This window comes from Streptomyces sp. NPDC030995 (genome assembly GCF_055571215.1).
Window position 1 is genome coordinate 19,865 of sequence record NZ_JBVIFS010000009.1, and the last position, 21,142, is coordinate 41,006.

20 protein-coding genes and 1 tRNA gene are annotated in these 21,142 nt (G+C 68.9%); 13 read left to right on the forward strand and 8 right to left on the reverse strand.

Features of this window, described 5'->3' with window-relative positions:
- Nucleotides 1-195 precede the first annotated feature (195 nt).
- Entirely contained in the window at nt 196-1,731 is a 1,536-nt protein-coding gene (locus ACZ45T_RS16135) for a phosphorothioated DNA-binding restriction endonuclease family protein (RefSeq protein ID WP_468441619.1), read from the forward strand.
- A 340-nt stretch (nt 1,732-2,071) separates the two neighbouring features.
- Here the strand turns inward: ACZ45T_RS16135 and ACZ45T_RS16140 are convergent, their stop codons facing one another.
- Nucleotides 2,072-2,458 (reverse strand): hypothetical protein, encoded by a 387-nt coding sequence (locus ACZ45T_RS16140; RefSeq protein WP_468441621.1) that lies wholly within the window; start codon nt 2,456-2,458, stop codon nt 2,072-2,074.
- On the opposite strand from ACZ45T_RS16140, the gene ACZ45T_RS16145 reads away from it, so the two are divergent.
- Entirely contained in the window at nt 2,457-3,377 is a 921-nt protein-coding gene (locus ACZ45T_RS16145) for a DEAD/DEAH box helicase (RefSeq protein ID WP_468441973.1), read from the forward strand. The two genes, ACZ45T_RS16140 and ACZ45T_RS16145, sit on opposite strands and share 2 nt — an antisense overlap.
- 122 nt (nt 3,378-3,499) lie before the next feature.
- On the opposite strand, the gene ACZ45T_RS16150 is transcribed toward ACZ45T_RS16145, so the two are convergent.
- The 7 genes from ACZ45T_RS16150 to ACZ45T_RS16180 all read right to left on the reverse strand — a co-directional run bounded on the left by ACZ45T_RS16150 (nt 3,500) and on the right by ACZ45T_RS16180 (nt 7,792).
- Entirely contained in the window at nt 3,500-4,135 is a 636-nt protein-coding gene (locus ACZ45T_RS16150) for a contact-dependent growth inhibition system immunity protein (RefSeq protein WP_468441623.1), read from the reverse strand.
- A gap of 10 nt (nt 4,136-4,145) precedes the next feature.
- The gene (locus ACZ45T_RS16155) at nt 4,146-4,472 is read right to left on the reverse strand and encodes an RNase A-like domain-containing protein (protein ID WP_468441625.1); all 327 of its coding nucleotides are present in this window, start codon (nt 4,470-4,472) and stop codon (nt 4,146-4,148) included.
- Nucleotides 4,469-5,122 (reverse strand): hypothetical protein, encoded by a 654-nt coding sequence (locus ACZ45T_RS16160; RefSeq protein WP_468441627.1) that lies wholly within the window; start codon nt 5,120-5,122, stop codon nt 4,469-4,471. The genes ACZ45T_RS16155 and ACZ45T_RS16160 overlap by 4 nt, the downstream gene beginning before the upstream one ends.
- A gap of 15 nt (nt 5,123-5,137) precedes the next feature.
- Nucleotides 5,138-6,853 carry an RNase A-like domain-containing protein gene (locus tag ACZ45T_RS16165; RefSeq protein ID WP_468441629.1) on the reverse strand — a complete coding sequence of 572 codons (1,716 nt, stop codon included), beginning with the start codon at nt 6,851-6,853 and terminating at the stop codon, nt 5,138-5,140.
- Nucleotides 6,853-7,152 (reverse strand): WXG100 family type VII secretion target, encoded by a 300-nt coding sequence (locus tag ACZ45T_RS16170; RefSeq protein WP_468441631.1) that lies wholly within the window; start codon nt 7,150-7,152, stop codon nt 6,853-6,855. Before ACZ45T_RS16170 ends, ACZ45T_RS16165 begins: the two co-directional genes overlap by 1 nt.
- Before the next feature lie 32 nt (nt 7,153-7,184).
- A complete protein-coding gene (locus tag ACZ45T_RS16175) occupies nt 7,185-7,574 on the reverse strand; it encodes a WXG100 family type VII secretion target (protein ID WP_468441633.1) in 390 nt (129 codons plus the stop codon).
- A gap of 146 nt (nt 7,575-7,720) precedes the next feature.
- Nucleotides 7,721-7,792, reverse strand: a tRNA-Arg gene (locus ACZ45T_RS16180).
- Nucleotides 7,793-7,875: 83 nt separating this feature from the next.
- On the opposite strand from ACZ45T_RS16180, the gene ACZ45T_RS16185 reads away from it, so the two are divergent.
- The 11 genes from ACZ45T_RS16185 (at nt 7,876) to prmC (ending at nt 21,134) form a co-directional block, all read left to right on the forward strand.
- Nucleotides 7,876-8,373, forward strand: coding sequence for a response regulator (locus ACZ45T_RS16185; RefSeq protein ID WP_468441635.1), 498 nt, complete (start codon nt 7,876-7,878; stop codon nt 8,371-8,373).
- Between the two features lie 72 nt (nt 8,374-8,445).
- A complete protein-coding gene (gene nrtL / locus ACZ45T_RS16190; RefSeq protein ID WP_468441637.1) occupies nt 8,446-9,423 on the forward strand; it encodes an ArgS-related anticodon-binding protein NrtL in 978 nt (325 codons plus the stop codon).
- 19 nt (nt 9,424-9,442) lie between these two features.
- The gene (gene lysA / locus ACZ45T_RS16195; RefSeq protein WP_468441639.1) at nt 9,443-10,834 is read left to right on the forward strand and encodes a diaminopimelate decarboxylase; all 1,392 of its coding nucleotides are present in this window, start codon (nt 9,443-9,445) and stop codon (nt 10,832-10,834) included.
- 123 nt (nt 10,835-10,957) lie between these two features.
- Nucleotides 10,958-12,250 carry a homoserine dehydrogenase gene (locus tag ACZ45T_RS16200; RefSeq protein WP_468441641.1) on the forward strand — a complete coding sequence of 431 codons (1,293 nt, stop codon included), beginning with the start codon at nt 10,958-10,960 and terminating at the stop codon, nt 12,248-12,250.
- Between the two features lie 6 nt (nt 12,251-12,256).
- On the forward strand, nt 12,257-13,327 hold the full coding sequence (gene thrC, locus ACZ45T_RS16205) for a threonine synthase (protein WP_468441643.1): 1,071 nt from the start codon (nt 12,257-12,259) through the stop codon (nt 13,325-13,327).
- A 324-nt stretch (nt 13,328-13,651) separates the two neighbouring features.
- Nucleotides 13,652-14,578 (forward strand): homoserine kinase, encoded by a 927-nt coding sequence (gene thrB, locus ACZ45T_RS16210; protein ID WP_030008669.1) that lies wholly within the window; start codon nt 13,652-13,654, stop codon nt 14,576-14,578.
- Between the two features lie 493 nt (nt 14,579-15,071).
- On the forward strand, nt 15,072-17,177 hold the full coding sequence (rho, locus tag ACZ45T_RS16215; protein WP_468441645.1) for a transcription termination factor Rho: 2,106 nt from the start codon (nt 15,072-15,074) through the stop codon (nt 17,175-17,177).
- Between the two features lie 350 nt (nt 17,178-17,527).
- Entirely contained in the window at nt 17,528-18,628 is a 1,101-nt protein-coding gene (locus tag ACZ45T_RS16220; RefSeq protein WP_468441647.1) for an LCP family protein, read from the forward strand.
- A 196-nt stretch (nt 18,629-18,824) separates the two neighbouring features.
- A complete protein-coding gene (gene rpmE / locus ACZ45T_RS16225; protein ID WP_030708126.1) occupies nt 18,825-19,043 on the forward strand; it encodes a 50S ribosomal protein L31 in 219 nt (72 codons plus the stop codon).
- Nucleotides 19,044-19,160: 117 nt separating this feature from the next.
- Complete coding sequence (prfA, locus tag ACZ45T_RS16230; RefSeq protein WP_468441649.1) at nt 19,161-20,240, forward strand: peptide chain release factor 1; 1,080 nt, start codon at nt 19,161-19,163, stop codon at nt 20,238-20,240.
- Nucleotides 20,241-20,288: 48 nt separating this feature from the next.
- Entirely contained in the window at nt 20,289-21,134 is an 846-nt protein-coding gene (prmC, locus tag ACZ45T_RS16235) for a peptide chain release factor N(5)-glutamine methyltransferase (protein ID WP_030295285.1), read from the forward strand.
- Nucleotides 21,135-21,142: the final 8 nt, after the last annotated feature.

Consider the following 21,142-nt stretch of genomic DNA (forward strand, 5'->3'; position numbering starts at 1 on the left):
CGCCGGCACCTCACCGGCAGCGGGCCAGGTGCCCCTACGCCCCGGCCCACCACCCGCGCCCTGCTTCTCCTTTGAACCCGAACCGCTGACCCCAGTACTCGGCCAAGCGGGGCGGCAGCGCTCGGATGATCTCAGCGGAACCCACCGGCATTGTCCGGCCGTTTTACTAATGTGATCGCTAAGGGGAGTGATCACATGGCACAGGTACGCGGCGAGGCCGCTGGCGGGCGTACGGAGATCCAGTGGCTTCTGCAGCCACGGGGCGGCAGCAAGCAGGCGCGCGAGCACTACGCGCATTCGATCGAGACGGGCATTCGGCTGTCCGAGTACGCGGGTGTGCTCGGAGAGCAGGCCGGCGAACTGCACGAACGGTTCCCGCAGGGGCTCGCTCGCTTCTGGGGAGCCACTCGGGCGAAGGGCGCCCACTCGAAGAACACGGCCATCGACTGCAGCAAAGCCGGTGATGAAGTGCTGTTCCACACGAACGGCACGTTCATCGCCAGGGCGACGGTCGTGAGTGTCTTCCGGAACCGTGCGCTGGCAGAGCGCATCTGGGGGCTGGAGAAGGACGGCCGGGCCTGGGAACACATGATGGCTCTGGATGACGTCGTGGAGATCAACGTGCCGGCGGGTCCCATCCTTGAAGGCCTGGGCTACGAGGAGGGCAACACCCAGGTTCGCTCCCTGACTTTGAGGTCGGCGGACGACCGGCTACGGCTCCTTCATCTGCTGGACGAAGCCAACGACGATGCACGGCAACCGTCCGGACAGCCGGCGTTCCCGAAGCAGAGACAGGGACAGGGTCAGGGACAGGGACAGAAGCCGCTGCCCGCACCGAGGCTCGGGCGCGAGGACGTGCTGCGCCTCCTCGGCAGCCTGAACACCTTCGTTCAGCCCGACGGCAACCCGGCCCGCCACAAGCCGCTGGCGCTGCTCTGGGCCATCGGCCGGCTGACGGCCGGGCGCGAGCGGTTGGCCCACTGGGAGGAATTCGAGGCGGAAGTGGGCGCCCTGCTGGACGAGTTCGGTGGGACACATGACCGTAGGACGCCCGAGTACCCCTTCTGGCACCTGCGGAGCAGCGGGTTGTGGGAGGTCGAGGGCATCGACGACAGCGGGTTCAAGCCCACGGCCGCGGCACTGCGCGCAGCGAAGGCCCGAGCAGGTTTCAGCAGCGACGCGGCGAAGCAGCTCAAGCGCGCCCTGACCCGGGCCAGGGCAGTCGGTCGGCTGCACTCCACCTACTTCGCCGAGTCAGGCATCGACAAGGACGTGCTCCTCGACCGGGCCGGCCTCGGAGGGTACAAGAGCGCCAGTGGACGGCGTCCGGACGCTCCCGCTGTGCCCGGCCCCGTCAGTCGCCGACCGGCCACCGGAACGGAGCCCGACCGCAACCGGAGCCTCCCGGACGAGGTCAAGATCCTGCACGAGGACCGGTGCCAGGTGTGCGACCAGCAGTTGGAGACACGCGACAGCCACTACAGCGAGGCCGCGCACATCCAGGGCGTCTCCAGCCCACACCTGGGACCTGACGTGCTGGAGAACCTGCTCTGCCTCTGCCCCAACCACCACAAGCAGTTCGACCACTTCGGCATCTACATCGATGTGGACTGGGCCGTCCGGAACACCAGGAGCGGCAAGCAGGTCGGAACCCTCACGCTCATCCCCGAGCACCGGGTGGACCCGGAGTACGTCGAATACCACCGCGACCTGTGTCTTCGTAGCTGGTAAACGGCTGGATCTCGTCCCCCCGGACGGCGGGCGCGCGCCTCCCGCGCGCCCGCCGCCGGCCACTAGGGTGATCCAACTCGTGGGGCGGGAGCTGGATGACAGCGCGGGCGAGCGGCAGCGCAGGGCGGACATCGTGCGGTACTGGCGCGCCGTGGAGATGTTCAGCCCGCAGCAGGTGGGGAAGACCGACCCGCGCAAGGGGATGTACCCCGTCGACGCGGGCACGCCCCTGCCATGGGAGCAGGGGCACCCGGTCCGGCGTCGGCCGGTGGACAGGAATATGGCCCGCCAGCACACCGTCTACTGCGGGGTCTACCGGATCGCCGCCGTACGGGACGTCTTACTCGAAGTCTTCGGCGGCGGCGAGGAGGATCACGACGGGCGCCTCGACGGAGACAGCGCGATGCTCGCCTTCGAGGTCACCGACGACGGGCTCCTCGTCCAGGACTCCATCGTCTTCTCGGCCTGCGCATGGGCCACGGGCCGTGCGCGCAAGCCCGGGCCCGGCGCCCGGACCTGGCTGGACGGCTTCGACGAGGAGAAGGAGGACTGCGAGCGCACGCTCCTTGACCTCGGTGTCGGCAAGCTCGACGTCGTGGACAGGGTCGCGGGCCGCGCCGTTCCGTGCGCCGGACTGGTCTGCCAGATCGCTCTCGGCGCGGTGGGAGGAATCCTCCCCCCTCGCCGTTCCGGTCGTCTCCACCACGTTCGCCTCGTTGGACCGCATGTTCGCGGGGCTGGGCGCCGGCGCACTCGGCTGGGTTCTGATCGACGAGGCGGGTCAGGCGACCGCCCAGATGCCGGCCGGTGCGCTCTGGCGGGCCAAGCGGGCGGTCATCGTCGGCGATCCCCTCCAACTGGAGCCGGTCGTCACACTCCCGCACACCGGCCAGCAGGGGCTACGTCGAACCTTCGGAGTGGACGAGGAGTGGGCCCCTGCCAGGACCTCGGCGCAACGCGTGGCGGACCGTTTGAACCGGTACGGGACCTGGCTGCCCGCCCCGAGTGGAGGGGAAGAGGAACGTGTATGGGTCGGCTCGCCGCTCCGGGTGCACCGGCGCTGCGAGAACCCCATGTTCAGCATCAGCAACGACATTGCGTACGAAGGTCTCATGGTCCACGGCGTCCACCACGACCAGGAGTACCCGATCGCCCGCCGCAGCGTGTGGTGGCATGTCGGTGCGGGCACGTCCGACGGAAAATGGAGCCCTGGGGAGGGCGAGGCAGCGAACGTCATCGTGCACCGACTGATGGATCAGGGCCTGGAACCTGGGCAGATCTTCGTGGTCAGCCCGTTCCGCGATGTCGTCGGCGGTCTCAAACGCAGCCTCTGCCGAACTGTCCTGCGCGACCGGATCGGCACCGTGCACACCACTCAGGGCAAGGAAGCGGACGTCGTCCTGCTGGTACTCGGATCCGGCGCCAAGGCCGGACCGCGGATCTGGGCCTCGTCCACCCCGAACCTGCTGAACGTGGCGGTCAGCCGCGCCCGCCGCCGTCTGTTCGTCGTGGGAGACCACGACGCCTGGAGCCGGCACCGCTACTTCGACGTCCTGGCCGGTTCTCTCACGCGCATGACCCTCGAAGACCAGGCCGTCATGCGCCGCCTCGCCCCCACCGCGCTGCCGGAGAGCTGCCGCTGCTGAGCTTGGAGGGCCGGCCTGGGATATCCGCCAGAGTCGAGCGCGAGGGTCCCCAAGCTGCGTTCGGCATCCGCGTTCATGGCAGATCCGTCCTGAGCCGCGCCCTGGATCGCAGCCCAGCCGGTTCAGCGGAGTCGGTCGGCCAGTTCGGAGAGCCAGGCGCCGGGGCCGTAGGACGCGGGAGGGTCAACCTCCATGCCCAGTTCCGCCAGCGCGACGGCGTAGTCCGACTCGTCCAGCGGTAGCGACAGCAGGTCGTGCAGCTCCCCTCGGAGCTGGGCGATCAGGCCGGGGTCGGTGCCGTCGAGGTAGTCCTGCAGCGCCGAGTCGTGGTCCTCGAACTCGTCCGGCATGTCCTGGGAGAACCAGCCACCGAGCAGCTGCCCGAGTTCGGGGAAGCGGGCATGCCACTCCCAGTGGGTCCGGGGGGTGGCGGGGGGTGGAGCCGATCCAGTCTCCACGCTCTCCTTCAGCCGGTCAGCCAACCGGACGAGCCAGTTCTGGATCTCCGTGTCGGGCAGGCCTACGTCCGGCACGGGATAGAACTCGCCGAGGCGCAGCCGGAGCCGCCCGGGCGGGTTCTGCGCGTACTCGCGGAGCTGGTGTTCGGCGATCGCGATGGCCCAGGGCCGGGTGCGCCAGCAATGCCGGAGGTAGGCGGTGAGGGCTTCCTCGTCATCGGCGGTGCGGCCCAGATGTGCCTGGATCACCTGGTCGAGTTCGCCGTACTTCCGGTCGTGTTCGAGGGGCTTGAGGGACACGAGGCTGCCTCTAGAGGTAGATCGGGAAGGTGCCGTGGACGGTGAAGCCATGCGGGCTCGCCGCATTCCGCCTGAGTACGACGCGGGCCGCGCGCACTTCGAACGCGTCCCGGCCGGCCAGCATCATGGCCTGGAGCAGGACCCGGCCGACCGGCTCGGGGAGCGATGGCCAGGCGGCCTCGATGGTGAGGCGTTGCCGCGTGGACTGCGCCAGCCAGCGGTGGATCGTCTGCTCGTTGCGGGTGACGACGTGCTGGGTGGCCCACTGGGCCGTCTCGCGATCCGGGTAGGTGGCGGCTCGGTTCGCGAGGGGTGCCGTGTTCTCGGCAGGGGTCATGCGTGCTCCCGCTGCATGTGGTCGTTGATGGTCTCGATGAGCTCACGCATGCGATCGCGGGTGCCCCAGTGGTTGTGGCCTTCGAGGCATCGCTCGCCCGGGAAGAGGACGAGGGCGCGCTGCGCCTCCGTGGTGAGCCCGACGGCACGATCGAAGCAGTACGGATGTTCGTTGGTCACGAACCTCTGGACAATACCTGCGAAGGGGAGGTCTCCCTCGTCCATCAGAACGGCGTCGAGCCCGAACAGGTTCGGGAACAGCTGGAGAAACTCCCAGCCCGCCATGGGCAGTTCCTCGTATTCGGGCGGAGGTTCGCGGTCGAGGATGCGGACCATTTCAGCAAGGAAGTGAAGGTACTCTGCGGGTTCCATCGAGCCCGCCGCCTTTACGACCTTTTCCCGAAATTCTGGCGGGTGCGTGTCGAGTGAGCCGGATGCTGCAATGGACTCGCTGGCGAAGTCCAGGATGGCAGCCGAAGCATAGACTGAGCAATTCCAATTTGCAGTCGTGTTGTTTCCGACTACTCGAACATATCGCCGAATCTCGTCGTCCAGCGAGAGTTTTCCGCCCGACTCCTGAACCGAGATGGCCAGATCGATGAGCCGAAGTGCTGGGCCGCCCGAGAAGAGGGCGGCAAGGGATGGCTGCACGTGACTGCGACCTTCCTAGGGGGTGCTGGGTGTGGCAGGGGGGCCCTTGTGTGGCATGGCGGTGAGGACGATGAACGGCGGCTCCAGGCCTTCCTTATAGATAAGTCGTACCTGGACCCAGTTCTTGTCGGTGGCCTGGGCGTTCATGCCATCGGTATTGTAGTCATCCCGCGAGACGCTGCGCCCGACGGGTTCCTTGAATTCCAGATAGACGGGAGGGATCTCGGATTTGTTCGGGTCGTAATTCGGATTATTCTGCTTCTTCTTTTCGACGCTCTCGATCCATTTTGCTATGCGATCCGCATTGTTGATGTCCTCAAGTGCTGCTTGGGTGAATTTCTGTGCGGAGGCGAGATCCTTGAAGGAGGAGGCGGCAGGGGCGCCCGGCTGGTCCCGAAGGCGCTGCCTGAGTTGGTCATCGGTCAGGCCGACGTGTTTGTCGACGGGATGACTGTCGTAGAGGCCTTCCTGGTTCGCCAGGTCCAGCGGGTAGAACATGTTGTCCGGATCCTGCCCGGGGACGGTGAAGCGGTGCTCCGGTTTGAAGTCGTTCAGCGAGCGCGCACCGAAGGCCTGAGCCCGGCCTTCCTCCGCCTGGAAGGTCGGCGCGCTCCGGTACGCCTCGTCGAGGGCCGGCAGCAGCGCGGTGAGTCGGCTCTCCACGCCGCGCAGTTCGCCTTCGTACAAGGAGACCGCTCGGTTGATCGCAGCGGTGTCCACTTTGAGCGTGATGCCGATGGCCACCTCCTTGCCTATGCCGAGCAGGCGCTTGCCGATTTTCTTTACATCGTCGAAATCGGGCAACTGCTTCAGATCCGCCAGCGCGTCCCGGATGGCCTTTTTGTAGATGCGCCAGACCTCGTGACGCATCTTCTCGGCCGACTCGGCGAAGGCCCGCATCGCCTTGCTGACTTCCTGAGTGGTGTCGAAGAGCACACTCATCACGGGATGGCTGCCCGTGCCCTGTCCGCCGGCGGTGTCGTGCTTCCACTGGTAGTTCACCGTTGACGTGCCCCACGCCGTCGTTCCCCAGAGAGAGCTGGTGAACTGGCGCATCGCGGCCTGCCACTCGCCGTTGTTGGGGTCCGAGATGGAACCGACCAATCCGGTCAGTGCGCTCTCCACCTGTGTGACGGCGAACCCCGGCTGGAGCCAAGCCAGGGCGATCTTGTCGATCTGTAGATAGTCGGGAAGGGGAAGGATGTCGGCGGCCTTTCCCCATCGGCCGACGTGGTGCAACAGCCCCCGCACGATGTCCATCGCCCAGTCCGGAACGCCCTCCAGCAGCCACGAGATGAAACCGCTGCTGTAGTCGTCCATGTCACCCCACCGCAGATCAGTGATCTGTTGGTACTTCGGGGGCGTGTCGATGACCTTGGGGACCGGGAACTGGACAGGTTTGGCAGTGCCCGATGGGTGGCTGGCCGCTTCCGCCTTGGAGTAGTTGTTCGCCGTCGTGACGAATCCGACCGCGACGCCCCCGACACTGGCGACGCTCTTGGCCCATACGTCGAGGAAGCGGTTCCCCACCTTCACGTATGCGGCGGACATGGACTGCGCGGCACTCCCGTACCCCCCGCAGTCCATGTACTCCACGAGCTCGTAGAGGAAGTCGTTCGCCGCCTTGTTGAGCATGTTCTGCTGCAGGACCACATTCCCCGCAACGCTGTTCAGCTGGGTCGGCGTCACATCGAACCCGCCTGCCTGAGCGGGCGCCGTGGGACCGGCCATCAGGACGCCCCCCACCCGCGCAGCACGGCTTGATGAGCGGCGGTGTAGTTCGTCTGCCCCGTCTTCACGACCTCGTGGAGCCACCTCTGGGCGGCTTGGAGGTCCTGCATCTGGCGGTCCCAGCGGTCGAGTTCGTCGACGAACGCCTCACGAGCCTGGCCGTCCCAGCTCAGGACCGCCTTCTCGGTGCGCTTGTAGAGCGCCTCGAGCTTTTCGTCGAGTTCCCGAAGGATGCTCTCCAGTTCCTGGGCAAGCCCCTGAAGGGTGCCGAAACTGACCCCTATGTGGTCGTCGGACATGGAAGTCCGCCCTCCCCCCGAAGTAAACGTGATCAGATGTCTTGCAGGCCGCTGTGCGCCACCGGCGGCGCCGTGCCCTCGGAGAGCCTGTCCACCTCGCGTGCGACGTCCACCGCACTGTGCACCCTGCGAAACGACTGGAGGGTGTCCAGCTCCTGCTGGGTGAACCCGTCACGGCTCATCCGTACGGCCTCCTCGAGGACGACGAGGATCTCCCGGATACGCACGGTGTCCTCGGCGGCGGCCCGGTGCAGAGCCCGGTACGCAGCGCCCGTCTCGCCTCTCCACCCGGCCTCGATCCGGTCGACGACCGCGTCCATCCGACGCACTTGGCGGTCGAGGTACCGCTGCATCGAATCCATGTCGTCGGCGAGCTTCGTCAGACCGTCCTCTGACACGTTCAGATCGGCGTCGATTGTCATGGCCCCCGCCCTTCATCGCTTGCACAACCCTAACAACGGGGTCCGTCAAGGAGGAGGATGCGCATCGCCAGGCCATGGCCGGATACGCGAAGACCCCGTCTCAGCTAAAGCGCTGATGGCGGGGTCTTTGGGCACTTCCTGCGAAGTGCCCCCGGCAGGATTCGAACCTGCGCACACGGCTCCGGAGGCCGTTGCTCTATCCCCTGAGCTACGGGGGCGCGGTCGCTGGTGTTGCTGCGACGGGTTGAACACTACCAGCTTCCCCGGGGTGATCAGGAACCGGTTTGCGGGGGAGGGGAGGGTGGGTCGCCCGCAGGGGGTGGAAGTGGCGAAAACCCGGACGCGGGGGCTTGGGCCGACCTACTCTCGAGTTGTGCCAGGCGCCTCAGGTCGGGTGCTTGTTGTCGACGACAACAAGGTCATCCGGCAGCTGATCAAGGTCAATCTCGAGCTGGAGGGCTTCGAGGTCGTGACCGCGAATGATGGTGCCGAGTGTCTGGACGTCGTCCATCGCGTGTGTCCCGATGTGATCACCCTTGATGTGGTCATGCCGCGGCTGGACGGGTTCGGGACGGCCGCGCAGTTGCGGGCCGATCCGCGGACCAGGGATGTGCCCGTGGCCATCGTGAGCGCCTGCACGCAGCAGGAGGTCGAGGCCGGGATCGCCGCCGGGGTGGACGCGTTCCTCGCGAAGCCCTTCGAGCCCGCCGAGCTGGTGCGCGTCGTGCGGCGGCTGGTCGAGCGCAAGGATCGGCGTGACGGGAGGAGAGGGGCCCCCGCCGGAAGGGGGCGGGGCTGATCTTTCTCAGCCTGCTGTTCACATGGCGAAACCCTTCGTGGGATGAGAGGGCGTCTCGCCTAGGCTGGTCCCGTGACCCCCGCCGACCTCTCCCGTTGCGTCGTACGCGCCGTGCGCTGCGCCGTCGCGGACGGGGAGCTGCCGGCGGAAGGGGCCGTTCCGCAGCGGGTCGTCGTCGAGCGGACCCGGCCCGGTGGGGTGGGGGACTACGCCACCCCTGTTGCCTTTCAGGTCGCCAAGAGTGCCGGATGCCCGCCTCGTGACGTGGCGGACGTACTGGCCCGCCGGCTCGCCGCGGAGCCGGAGATCGAGCACGTCGAGGTCACCGGCGCCGGGTTCCTCAACTTCGTGCTGCCGGCGCCTTCCGCCCCCTCCCTCGTCCGGGACGCGATCGTCTGGGACGTCGTGATTCGGGATGTGCGGGGAGGGGCTGCTGCCCTCGTCGCCGCCGATGCCGGAAACGGCCTCGGGCTGCGTGAGCGGGTCGTACGCCGGAGTGTGCTGCGGCTCGTCCGCGCCCAAGGCGGCAGTGAGTGCGACGTGCCCGTGGACCGCATCGCCCCCGTCGCCCAGCGGGACGGGGACGTCGTGGCGCGGTACGGGGCCGATGCCGCTGCCTGGGCCATGCTCACCGTGCCCGCCCGCGAGACCCCCGTGTTTTCCGACGTGCTGCTCGCGCAAAGCGAGAGCAGTGAGTTCTTCCGGGTGCGGTACGCCCACGCCCGCAGCGTTGCGCTCGTATGGAATGCCGAGCAGATCGGGTTCCGCGCGGAGGTCGGCGATGTCGATGCTCCCGAGCTGCTGCGCGCCCTCGCTGACCGTCCCCTCGTCCTCGAAGCCGCCGCGCACCACCGTGCGCCCGAGCGGCTCGCCAGGCATCTCGTCGAGCTGGCCGACGCGCTGCTCGACTTCCAGCACCGCGTCCTGCCCAAGGGGGACGAGAAACCCTCGGCCGCCCACCGTGCCCGGCTGGCTCTTGCCGAAGCCGCCGGGACGGTGCTGGCCGGCGGCCTGGCCCTGCTCGGCATAGACGCACCGACACGCCTGTGACCTGCGAAGAGAGATACCGATGAGCCGTTCCGCGCACCCCGCCGGGCCCCGTCACGCCGATGTCCTGCCCGAGGGGCACTACTCCCCGCCGCCTGCTGATCTCAATGCCCTCGACGAGAAGGTCTGGGCGCGGACCGTCGAGCGCAGCGCCGACGGCGTTGTCGCCGTCGGCGGGATCGAAGTGACCAAGCTCGCCGAGGAGTTCGGGACCCCCGCCTACTTCCTCGACGAGGAGGACTTCCGGGCGCGGTGCCGGGCCTGGGCGCACGCCTTCGGCAAGGACGCCGATGTCTTCTATGCCGGTAAGGCGTTTCTTTCCAAGGCCGTCGTGAAGTGGCTGAAGGAAGAAGGGCTGAATGTCGATGTGTGTTCCGGCGGGGAGCTGACGACCGCGCTCGCCGCCGGGATGCCGGCCGAGCGGATCGCCTTCCACGGGAACAACAAGTCCGAGGGTGAGATCCGCCGGGCCGTCGAGGCCGGGGTCGGGCGCATCGTGCTGGACTCCTTCCAGGAGATCGCCCGCGTCGCGCACATCGCCCGCGAGATGCGCGTACGGCAGCCCGTGCAGATCCGTGTGACGGTGGGCGTCGAGGCACACACCCATGAGTTCATCGCCACCGCTCATGAAGATCAGAAGTTCGGGATCGCCGTCGCGGACGGGTCCGCCGCCGAGGCGGTGCGGCGCGCGCTCGGGCACGACAGCCTCGAGCTGCTCGGCGTCCACTCCCACATCGGCTCGCAGATCTTCGACACTTCCGGTTTCGAGGTCAGCGCCAAGCGCGTCGTGCAGTTGCTGGCCGCGGTGCGTGATGAGCACGGGGTGGAGCTGCCCGAGATCGATCTCGGGGGTGGGCTGGGGATCGCGTATACGTCGGACGACGACCCGCGCGAGCCGCACGAGATCGCCAAGGCGCTCACCGAGATCGTGGCGCGCGAGTGCGAGAGCGCCGGGCTGCGGGCTCCCCGTATCTCCGTCGAGCCCGGGCGCGCCATCGTCGGCCCGACCGCGTTCACGCTGTACGAGGTCGGGACGATCAAGCCGCTGGAGGGGCTGCGTACCTACGTCAGTGTCGACGGCGGGATGTCCGACAACATCCGGACCGCCCTCTACGACGCCGAGTACTCCGTCTCCCTCGTCTCGCGTACCTCCACCGCCGAGCCCATGCTCGCGCGCGTCGTCGGCAAGCACTGCGAGAGCGGTGACATCGTCGTGAAGGACGCCTTCCTGCCCGCCGACCTCGCGCCCGGCGACCTGCTCGCCGTCCCCGCCACCGGCGCCTACTGCCGCTCCATGGCCAGCAACTACAACCACGCGCTCCGCCCGCCGGTCGTCGCCGTGCGTGACGGACAGGCCCGAGTGATCGTCCGCCGGGAGACGGAGGAAGATCTCCTGCGTCTCGACCTCGGATGATGAAATAGGTGTCTCACTCAATGGACCGAGGATGGAAACTGCTGTCCATTGAGTGAGACTGGTTCCACCCGGCGTGCAAACCGCGCGCGGGGTACTGATGGAAGATCGAAAGGCGTAGGTCGAATGATGCGTACGCGTCCGCTGAAGGTGGCGCTGCTGGGCTGTGGAGTGGTTGGCTCGGAAGTAGCTCGCATCATGACGACGCACGCCGACGACCTCACGCAGAGGATCGGCGCGCCCGTCGAACTCGCCGGCGTGGCCGTGCGCCGTCCCTCCAAGGTGCGCGAGGGCATCGACCCGGCCCTGATCACCACCGATGCGACCGCCCTCCTCAAACGCGGCGACATCGACATCGCCATCGAGGTCATCGGCGGCATCGAGCCCGCCCGTACGCTGATCACCACCGCCTTCGAGAACGGCATCTCCGTCGTCTCCGCGAACAAGGCGCTGCTCGCCCAGGACGGCGCCGCGCTCCACGCCGCAGCCGAGCAGCACGGGCTGGACCTCTACTACGAGGCCGCCGTCGCCGGCGCCATCCCGCTGGTCCGCCCGATGCGCGAGTCCCTCGCGGGCGACAAGATCAACCGGGTGATGGGCATCGTCAACGGCACGACGAACTTCATCCTCGACAAGATGGACTCGACCGGCGCCGGGTACCAGGAGGCCCTGGACGAGGCCACCGCCCTCGGGTACGCCGAGGCCGACCCGACCGCCGACGTCGAGGGCTACGACGCCGCCGCCAAGGCCGCGATCCTGGCCGGCATCGCCTTCCACACCCGCGTCCGTCTCGACGACGTGTACCGCGAGGGCATGACCGAGGTCAGCGCCGCCGACTTCGCCTCGGCCAAGCGGATGGGCTGCACCATCAAGCTCCTCGCCATCCTGGAGCGTGCGGCGGACGGCGAGTCCGTCACCGCCCGCGTCCACCCGGCGATGATCCCGCTCAGCCACCCGCTCGCCTCCGTCCGCGAGGCGTACAACGCCGTCTTCGTCGAGGCGGAGGCCGCCGGGCGGCTCATGTTCTACGGGCCGGGCGCGGGCGGTGCGCCGACCGCGTCCGCGGTCCTCGGCGACCTCGTCGCCGTCGCCCGCAACCAGCTCGCCGAGGCAACGGGGCCCGGCGAGTCCGCTTACACCCAGCTGCCGGTCAGCCCCATGGGCGAGGTCGTCACGCGCTACCACATCAGCCTCGATGTGGCCGACAAGCCGGGCGTCCTCGCCCAGGTCGCGACCACCTTCGCCGAGCACGGCGTCTCCATCGACACCGTGCGGCAGCAGGGCAAGGACGGCGAGGCCTCCCTCGTCGTCGTCACTCACCGCGCACCCGACGCCGCCCTCTCCGGGACCGTCGAGGCGCTGCGGATGCTGGACACCGTCCGCGGTGTCGCCAGCATCATGCGTGTTGAAGGGGAGTAAGGACCCATGAGCAGCAATCGCACCCACCAGTGGCGCGGCATCATCGAGGAGTACCGGGACCGCCTGCCGGTGACGGACACGACTCCCGTGGTGACGCTCCGTGAGGGCGGCACTCCCCTCGTCCCCGCGCAGGTGCTCTCCGAGCGCACCGGCTGCGAGGTGCACCTCAAGGTCGAGGGGGCGAACCCCACCGGGTCCTTCAAGGACCGCGGTATGACCATGGCCATCACCAAGGCCAAGGAGGACGGCGCGAAGGCGGTCATCTGCGCCTCCACCGGCAACACTTCCGCCTCCGCCGCCGCCTACGCGGTGCGCGCCGGCATGGTCTCCGCGGTGCTCGTGCCCCGCGGCAAGATCGCGCTCGGCAAGATGGGCCAGGCCCTCGTGCACGGCGCCAAGATCCTTCAGGTGGACGGCAACTTCGACGACTGCCTGAACCTGGCCCGCGCGCTCTCCGACAACTACCCGGTGGCGCTGGTCAATTCGGTCAACCCGGTGCGCATCGAGGGTCAGAAGACGGCCGCGTTCGAGATCGTCGACGCGCTCGGTGACGCCCCCGACATCCACGTGCTGCCCGTGGGCAACGCCGGCAACATCACCGCGTACTGGCGTGGCTTCAAGGAGTACAAGGCCGACGGCCTGGCCTCCCGTACGCCCCGCGTGTGGGGTTTCCAGGCGTCCGGTTCCGCGCCCATCGTGCGCGGCGAGATCGTCAAGGAGCCGCACACCATCGCCACCGCGATCCGGATCGGCAACCCGGCCTCCTGGGAGTACGCCCTGCAGGCGCGCGACGAGTCGGGCGGTTTCATCGACGAAGTGACGGACCGCCAGATCCTCGCCGCCTACCGGCTGTTGGCCGCTCAGGAGGGCGTCTTCGTCGAGCCCGCCTCGGCCGCCTCGGTGGCGGGTCTGCTCAAGGCCGCCGAGCTGGGCCTGGTCGACCCGGGTCAGAAGATCGTGTGCACCGTCACCGGCAACGGCCTGAAGGACCCCGACTGGGCGATCGCCGGCGCTCCGCAGCCGGTCACCGTTCCGGTGGACGCCGAGGCCGCCGCGGTCCGCCTCGGCCTGGTCTGACCGCACGACGATGTGAGCCCCGCCGGGTTCCTTCAGTCCCTCCCGGGGGCGTGAAGGAACCCGGCAACTCACCCCGTACGACGACAAAAGTGCGGCCGAAGCCAGTCGAAGTCAGTCGAAGTCGACGACACGCATCGTGCGCCTCCTGTGCGCCCTATGTCGCGAGAGAACCTTCCTTCGATACGCTGTACTTACATCCGCCACCGCGCATATGACTGCGGTGCTGCCCCGAGGGCCTTCGGGTGTCGTACGTTCTCCAGTACATTCGCAGCGAGCCAGCGAAGAGCGAAGATCTCGCACAGTCACAAGGAGTGTCATCGGACGATGGCCGGTCCAGCGTTCCGCGCCGCCGCCGTACGGGTGCGCGTCCCCGCCAGCAGTGCCAACCTCGGCCCGGGCTTCGACGCCCTCGGCCTGGCCCTGGGGCTCTATGACGACGTAGTCGTCCGGGTGGCCGACTCCGGCCTGAACATCGACATCGCGGGCGAGGGCGCCGACACCCTCCCGCGGGACGAGAGCCACCTGCTCGTACGCTCCATGCGCACCGCCTTCGACCTGCTGGGCGGACAGCCGCGCGGCCTCGAGGTCGTCTGCGCCAACCGCATCCCGCACGGCCGCGGCCTCGGCTCCTCCTCCGCCGCCATCTGCGCGGGCATCGTCGCCGCCCGCGCCGTGACCATAGGCGGCGAGGCCAAGCTCGACGACGCGGCGCTGCTGGAGCTCGCCACCGAGATCGAGGGCCACCCCGACAACGTCGCCGCCTGTCTGCTCGGCGGTTTCACCCTGGCGTGGATGGACGGGGGCAGTGCCAAGGCCATCCGGATGGAGCCCGCCGAATCCATCGTTCCGGTGGTCTTCGTACCGTCCAAGCCGGTCCTGACGGAGACCGCGCGCGGCCTGCTGCCGCGCACCGTCCCGCACGTGGACGCGGCTGTCAACGCGGGCCGCGCGGGCCTGCTCGTGGAGGCCCTGACCAGGCGTCCCGAGCTCCTGCTGCCGGCCACCGAAGACCGGCTCCACCAGGAGTACCGGTCCCCGGCGATGCCCGAGAGCGTGGCACTCGTCAACCGGCTGCGGGCGGACGGCATCCCCGCGGTCATCTCCGGCGCGGGCCCCACGGTCCTCGCGCTGGTCGACAACGGTGCGGCCGACAAGGTCGCGCAGCTCGCGGGCGAGGGGTGGGCGGCCAACCGGCTCGCACTCGACGCCGCGGGCGCGAGCGTACTTCCGCTGGGCACTCAGGGCGGCTAGGTCTTTCACCAGGGAGACAGGGCTTCCTGTTCGCGAGAACACGAAGACGGGGCTTCCGGAGGGCACGCCCTCCGGAAGCGCAGCCGGCCAGGGGCGGGCGGCCAGGGCAGGCCGCCCGCGCTGAACAGCGCGATTGCCGGTGATTGAGAGGGGGAATATCTATTGGATCCGGTAGTGTTAGTCTCAAGTGCGCATCGGCAGCCGCCATGGCTCCGTGCTCAGTGTCCCCCTCCGGGACCACATTTCTTCCGGGAGCCTCCCCGACTGCTTTGATCACTTCCAGCAGTTTCGAGCACGCTCCGGAATCGGCGTGACATTCCCACGCTTTCAGCTCGGGGGCTTCTCGCCGGAACCACCCACGCACGTTTCTCTCCGCCGTATCTCTATCGGCGGACCACCGCCCCGGCACGGTCCACACCTAGGACTGTTGTCGGACAGCACAACCGGTCGCCGAGCCAGACAGGCCGACGTCCGCTCCAGGGAAGGACCCTTCGTGAGCGACACCACCGATCTGATGGGCGCTGCCGACACCTCTGTCGACACCAGTGCCCCCGCCGCGGGCGCCGCACCCAAGCGTCGACGCACCGGCACCGGCCTTGACGGCATGGTCCTGGCCGAGCTGCAGCAGGTCGCGTCGGGCCTCGGGATCAGGGGCACCGCGCGGATGCGCAAGAGCCAGCTGATCGAGGTCATCAAGGAGGCGCAGGCCGGCAGCGGTGCCCCCAAGGCCGCGGCCTCCGCCGACACCGCCGAGGCCAAGCCGAAGCGCCGCGCCACCAGCAAGGCCCGTACGGGTGAGGCCGCCGCCGAGGCGCCCGCCGAGAAGCCTGCCGCGCAGGCGCAGATCGAGATCCCGGGCCAGCCGGCCAGCGAGGACGCCCCGGTCGGCGAGCGCCGCCGCCGTCGGGCCACGGCCCCCTCCGGCAGCCCGGAGGCCTCGGCCCCCGTCGCCGTGCAGGTCGAGCAGAAGACCGAGACCGTGACCGCCGCCACCGCGCCGGCCGAGGTCAAGGCCGAAGCCGCCACCGCCGTGTCCGCCGGCCAGGCGCAGGGCCAGGACGGCGAAGGCCGTGGCCGTCGCGACCGCCGTGACCGCGGTGACCGCGCCGAGCGCGGTGACCGTCAGCGGGACCGCCGTGACCGCGGTGCCAAGGCCGACGACCAGGGCCAGGGCGCCCAGGGTCAGGGCCAGGGCGCGCAGGGCGGCCAGGGCGGACAGGGCGGCGGCCGTCAGGACCGCGCCGACCGTCAGGACCGCCAGCAGCAGGGCGGCCGGGGCCAGGGCCAGGGCCAGGGTCAGCAGGGCCGTCAGGACCGTCAGGACCGTCAGGACAACGGTCCCCAGGACGACTTCGACGGCGAGGAAGGCCGTCGTGGCCGCCGCGGCCGCTACCGCGACCGCCGTGGCCGTCGTGGCCGCGACGAGTTCGCGCCGAGCGAGCCGCAGGTCGCCGACGACGACGTCCTGATCCCCGTCGCGGGCATCCTCGACATCCTCGACAACTACGCGTTCATCCGGACCTCGGGCTACCTGCCCGGCCCCAACGACGTGTACGTGTCCCTCGCTCAGGTCCGCAAGGCCGGCCTGCGCAAGGGTGACCACACCACCGGTGCCGTGCGCCAGCCCAAGGACGGCGAGCGCCGCGAGAAGTTCAACGCCCTTGTGCGGCTGGACTCGGTGAACGGCATGGCGCCCGAATCCGGCCGCGGCCGACCGGAGTTCCAGAAGCTGACCCCGCTCTACCCGCAGGACCGGCTCCGCCTGGAGACCGACCCGGGCGTGCTGACCGGCCGGATCATCGACCTGGTCGCACCGATCGGCAAGGGCCAGCGTGGTCTGATCGTCTCGCCGCCGAAGGCCGGCAAGACGATGATCATGCAGTCGATCGCCAACGCGATCACCGTCAACAACCCCGAGTGCCACCTGATGGTCGTCCTGGTCGACGAGCGTCCGGAAGAGGTCACCGACATGCAGCGGTCGGTCAAGGGCGAGGTCATCTCCTCGACCTTCGACCGCCCGGCCGAGGACCACACCACCGTCGCCGAGCTGGCCATCGAGCGCGCCAAGCGTCTCGTCGAGCTGGGTCACGACGTGGTCGTCCTGCTGGACTCCATCACCCGTCTGGGCCGCGCGTACAACCTCGCGGCGCCCGCCTCCGGCCGCATCCTGTCCGGTGGTGTCGACTCGACCGCGCTGTACCCGCCGAAGCGCTTCTTCGGTGCCGCGCGCAACATCGAGGACGGCGGCTCGCTGACCATCCTGGCCACCGCGCTGGTCGAGACCGGCTCGCGCATGGACGAGGTGATCTTCGAGGAGTTCAAGGGCACCGGCAACATGGAGCTCAAGCTCGACCGGAAGCTCGCCGACAAGCGCATCTTCCCCGCGGTGGACGTCGACGCGTCGGGCACCCGCAAGGAGGAGATCCTCCTCAACAGCGAGGAGCTCTCCATCACCTGGAAGCTGCGCCGGGTGCTGCACGCGCTCGACTCGCAGCAGGCGATCGAGCTGCTGCTCGACAAGATGAAGCAGACGAAGTCGAACGCCGAGTTCCTGATGCAGATCGCGAAGACGACCCCGTCGGGCAAGAACGACGACTGAAGTCCGAACGCCTGACGCCACAGCCGCCCCCGCCGCACCCGCGGTCGGGGGCGGCTGTGCGCGTGTACGGGGCTCCGTACGGCCCTGCGGGGCTGTACGGGGCCCCGTGCGAGCTTCGCCACACCCCCGCCCCCGCCGAACCTCGGCGCGCCCTCCCGCGGCCTGCGGCAAGACCGCAGGTGAATCCGGGATCACGGAGCGTTTGTCCCGCTGGTGACCTCGTCGGCGCCGGCCAGGGGGTTCCGCCGCCGTGGAACCCTGGAGGACGTTAGGCCGTCTGTGTCAGAGGAACCGTGAGGTGGATGCGGGCCGGAACGGACCAGGGGACCGGACTCAGGACTGAGGAGAGCATGACCGAGGACAGCAAGGGCGGCGGCCACCGTGCCGCGGGCCGGCGCCGACGCAAACCGGCGAAGGGCCGCAGGGCCCTCGTCATCGTCGCCTGGTGCGCCGCGGGTGTGGTCCTGCTGGGCGGCGGGGGCCTCGGCTACTTCTACTTCAAGCTCAACGGCAATCTGAAGACCGTCGACATCGACCAGGCCCTGGGCACCGACCGCCCGCAGAACGTGGACAACGGCTCGATGGACATCCTCGTCCTCGGCTCCGACTCCCGCGGCGGCGAGAACTCCGAGTACGGCCGGGACGACGGCGGCTCCGCGCGTTCCGACACCGCGATGATCGTCCACCTGTACGAGGGCCACAAGCAGGCCAGCGTCATATCGATACCGCGCGACACCATGACCGCCCGCCCCGAATGCGCCGTCGGCAAGGGGAAGACCGACCCCGGCGGCCCGCGCAAGCAGTTCAACGAGGCGTACACCATCGGCGGAGCGGCCTGCGCGGTCAAGACCGTCGAGAAGATGTCGGGGATCCGCATGGACCACTACATCGAGGTCGACTTCACGGGCTTCAAGAAGATCATCGACAATCTCGGCGGCGTCGACGTGACCACCACCAAGCCGATCAAGGACGGTGCCAGCCACCTCGAACTCGCGGCCGGCCCGAACCACCTCAACGGCGAACAGGCCCTCGGTCTCGTCCGGACCCGCAAGAGCGTCGGCGACGGCAGCGACCTGGGCCGAATACAGCTCCAGCAGGCCTTCATCAAGGCGCTGATCAAGCAGGTCAAGAGCATCGGGGTGTTCGACAACCCCAAGCGCCTGGTCGACCTCGCCGACTCCGGGACCAAGGCGCTCACCACCGACAAGGCGCTCGGCGACGTGAAGTCCCTCATGGGCTTCGCTCAGGGCCTGCAGGGCATCGACGCCCAGAACATGCACATGATCACCCTGCCGGTGACCGTGGACGCACGTGATTCCGACCGCGTCGCCCCACTGACCAAGGAGTCGAAGCTGGTCTGGGACGCCCTGCTGGCGGACCGGCCGATCCCGGCCGAGGCCACCGCGAACTCCATGGGGGACAAGGGCACGGTCGGCGGCATCGTCCAGTAGAGAGCCCCTGTTCAGGCGGCTTGCGGACGGATCGCGCGGGGGTGTGGAATAGATGGCGACCCCTCTCCGTTGAGGGAGGCGTCCTCAGAATTTTGACAGGCAGCCCGGTCCTGGCAGACTGGTCTGTCGGCCCCGGTTCACGCAGTGCGCAATTCGGCTCCTGCGACCCGGCGCCCTCCCGAATCTAGGAGACACCTTGAAGCGCGATGTTCACCCCGAGTACGTCGAGACCCAGGTCAGCTGCACCTGTGGCGCGTCGTTCACCACCCGTAGCACCCTGACCGAGGGCTCCATCCGAGCCGAGGTCTGCTCCGAGTGCCACCCGTTCTACACGGGCAAGCAGAAGATCCTCGACACCGGTGGCCGCGTGGCCCGCTTCGAGGCGCGCTTCGGCAAGGGTGCGGCCAAGAAGTAGCGCGACCCAGGCGCCGGTCTCCGGTCGCCCCCTGTCCACTCGGGGGCGGCCGGACCGGCGCCTTTGTCGTCGGTCTGCCAAGTCACCCCTTTCGTACTTTCACCACAGGAGCCCCCGATGTTCGAGGCGGTCGAGGAATTGGTCGGCGAACACGCCGATCTTGAGAAGAAGCTCGCCGACCCTTCGGTCCACTCCGATCAGGCCAACGCGCGCAAGCTGAACAAGCGCTACGCGGAGCTGACCCCGATCATCGCGACCTTCCGTGCGTGGAAGCAGTCGGCCGAGGACATCGAGACGGCCAAGGAGTTCGCGGCCGACGACCCGGACTTCGTCGCCGAGGTCAAGGAGCTGACCCAGCAGCGCGAGGAGCTCACCGAGAAGCTCCGCCTGCTGCTGGTCCCGCGCGACCCCAGCGACGACAAGGACGTGCTCCTCGAGGTCAAGGCGGGCGCGGGCGGCGACGAGTCGGCGCTGTTCGCCGGCGACCTGCTGCGCATGTACCTGCGCTACGCCGAGCGCGTGGGCTGGAAGACCGAGATCATCGACGCCACCGAGTCCGAGCTCGGCGGCTACAAGGACGTCCAGGTCTCCGTCCGCACCAAGGGCGGCAACGGCGCCACCGAGCCCGGCCAGGGCGTGTGGGCCCGCCTGAAGTACGAGGGCGGCGTGCACCGCGTCCAGCGGGTTCCGGCCACCGAGTCCCAGGGCCGCATCCACACCTCCGCCGCCGGCGTGCTCGTCACCCCGGAGGCCGAGGAGGTCGAGGTCGAGATCAACATGAACGATCTCCGCATCGACGTGTACCGCTCGTCCGGCCCCGGCGGCCAGTCCGTCAACACCACCGACTCGGCCGTGCGCATCACGCACCTGCCCACCGGTGTGGTCGCCTCCTGCCAGAACGAGAAGAGCCAGCTCCAGAACAAGGAGCAGGCGATGCGCATCCTGCGCTCGCGCCTGCTGGCCGCCGCCCAGGAGGCAGCCGAGCAGGAGGCCTCCGACGTGCGCCGCAGCCAGGTGCGCTCCGTGGACCGCTCCGAGAAGATCCGGACGTACAACTACCCGGAAAACCGGATCTCGGACCACCGCACCGGCTTCAAGGCGTACAACTTGGACCAGGTGCTCGACGGCGACCTCGACTCGGTCATCCAGGCCTGCGTGGACACCGACTCCGCGGCCAAGCTCGCGGCCGCGCACTGATCTGAACCCTGCTTCACCCCCCGTACGACAGCAGCCCGGAGGACCAGCGTGAACTTGCTGCTTGCCGAGGTGGCCCAGGCCACCCAGCGGCTGGCCGCCGCCGGCGTGCCCTCACCGCGCTTCGACGCGGAGGAGCTCGCGGCCTTCGTGCACGGCGTCAAGCGGGGGGAACTGCACCACGTCAAGGACGCGGACTTCGACGCCCGCTACTGGGAGGCCGTCGCCCGCCGCGAGGCGCGCGAGCCGCTCCAGCACATCACCGGCCGCGCCTTCTTCCGGTACCTGGAGCTCCAGGTCGGGCCCGGGGTCTTCGTGCCCCGGCCCGAGACCGAATCGGTCGTGGACTGGGCCATACACGCCGTCCGGGCGATGGACGTGGTCGAGCCGATGATCGTCGACCTGTGCACCGGTTCCGGTGCCATCGCGCTGGCCATGGCGCAGGAGGTGCCGCGCTCGCGCGTGCACGCGGTCGAGCTGTCCGAGGACGCCCTGCGGTGGACCCGCAAGAACGCCGAGGGCTCCCGGGTCACCGTCCACCAGGGCGACGCCCTGAGCGCGCTGCCGGAGCTGGACGGCCAGGTCGACCTGGTCATCTCCAACCCGCCGTACATCCCGCTCACCGAGTGGGAGTACGTGGCCCCCGAGGCCAGGGACCACGACCCGGAGATGGCGCTCTTCTCCGGCGAGGACGGCCTCGACACCATCCGCGGCATCGAGCGCACCGCCCACCGGCTGCTGCGGCCCGGCGGCATCGTCGTCATCGAGCACGCCGACACCCAGGGCGGCCAGGTCCCGTGGATCTTCGCCGAGGAGCGGGGCTGGGCCGACGCGGCCGACCACCCGGACCTCAACAACCGCCCCCGCTTCGCGACCGCGCGCAAGGCACTGCCGTGACCGGCGCG

Excerpts from the sequence above, each read along its gene's own strand:
- ACZ45T_RS16135 (WP_468441619.1), top strand. The coding sequence starts at position 196 with ATGGCACAGGTACGCGGCGAGGCCGCTGGCGGGCGTACGGAGATCCAG.
- ACZ45T_RS16145 (WP_468441973.1), top strand. The coding sequence starts at position 2,457 with ATGTTCGCGGGGCTGGGCGCCGGCGCACTCGGCTGGGTTCTGATCGAC.
- ACZ45T_RS16140 (WP_468441621.1), bottom strand. The coding sequence starts at position 2,458 with ATGCGGTCCAACGAGGCGAACGTGGTGGAGACGACCGGAACGGCGAGG.
- ACZ45T_RS16155 (WP_468441625.1), bottom strand. The coding sequence starts at position 4,472 with ATGACCCCTGCCGAGAACACGGCACCCCTCGCGAACCGAGCCGCCACC.
- ACZ45T_RS16165 (WP_468441629.1), bottom strand. The coding sequence starts at position 6,853 with ATGGCCGGTCCCACGGCGCCCGCTCAGGCAGGCGGGTTCGATGTGACG.
- ACZ45T_RS16170 (WP_468441631.1), bottom strand. The coding sequence starts at position 7,152 with ATGTCCGACGACCACATAGGGGTCAGTTTCGGCACCCTTCAGGGGCTT.
- ACZ45T_RS16175 (WP_468441633.1), bottom strand. The coding sequence starts at position 7,574 with ATGACAATCGACGCCGATCTGAACGTGTCAGAGGACGGTCTGACGAAG.
- lysA (WP_468441639.1), top strand. The coding sequence starts at position 9,443 with ATGAGCCGTTCCGCGCACCCCGCCGGGCCCCGTCACGCCGATGTCCTG.
- ACZ45T_RS16200 (WP_468441641.1), top strand. The coding sequence starts at position 10,958 with ATGATGCGTACGCGTCCGCTGAAGGTGGCGCTGCTGGGCTGTGGAGTG.
- thrC (WP_468441643.1), top strand. The coding sequence starts at position 12,257 with ATGAGCAGCAATCGCACCCACCAGTGGCGCGGCATCATCGAGGAGTAC.
- thrB (WP_030008669.1), top strand. The coding sequence starts at position 13,652 with ATGGCCGGTCCAGCGTTCCGCGCCGCCGCCGTACGGGTGCGCGTCCCC.
- ACZ45T_RS16220 (WP_468441647.1), top strand. The coding sequence starts at position 17,528 with ATGACCGAGGACAGCAAGGGCGGCGGCCACCGTGCCGCGGGCCGGCGC.
- prfA (WP_468441649.1), top strand. The coding sequence starts at position 19,161 with ATGTTCGAGGCGGTCGAGGAATTGGTCGGCGAACACGCCGATCTTGAG.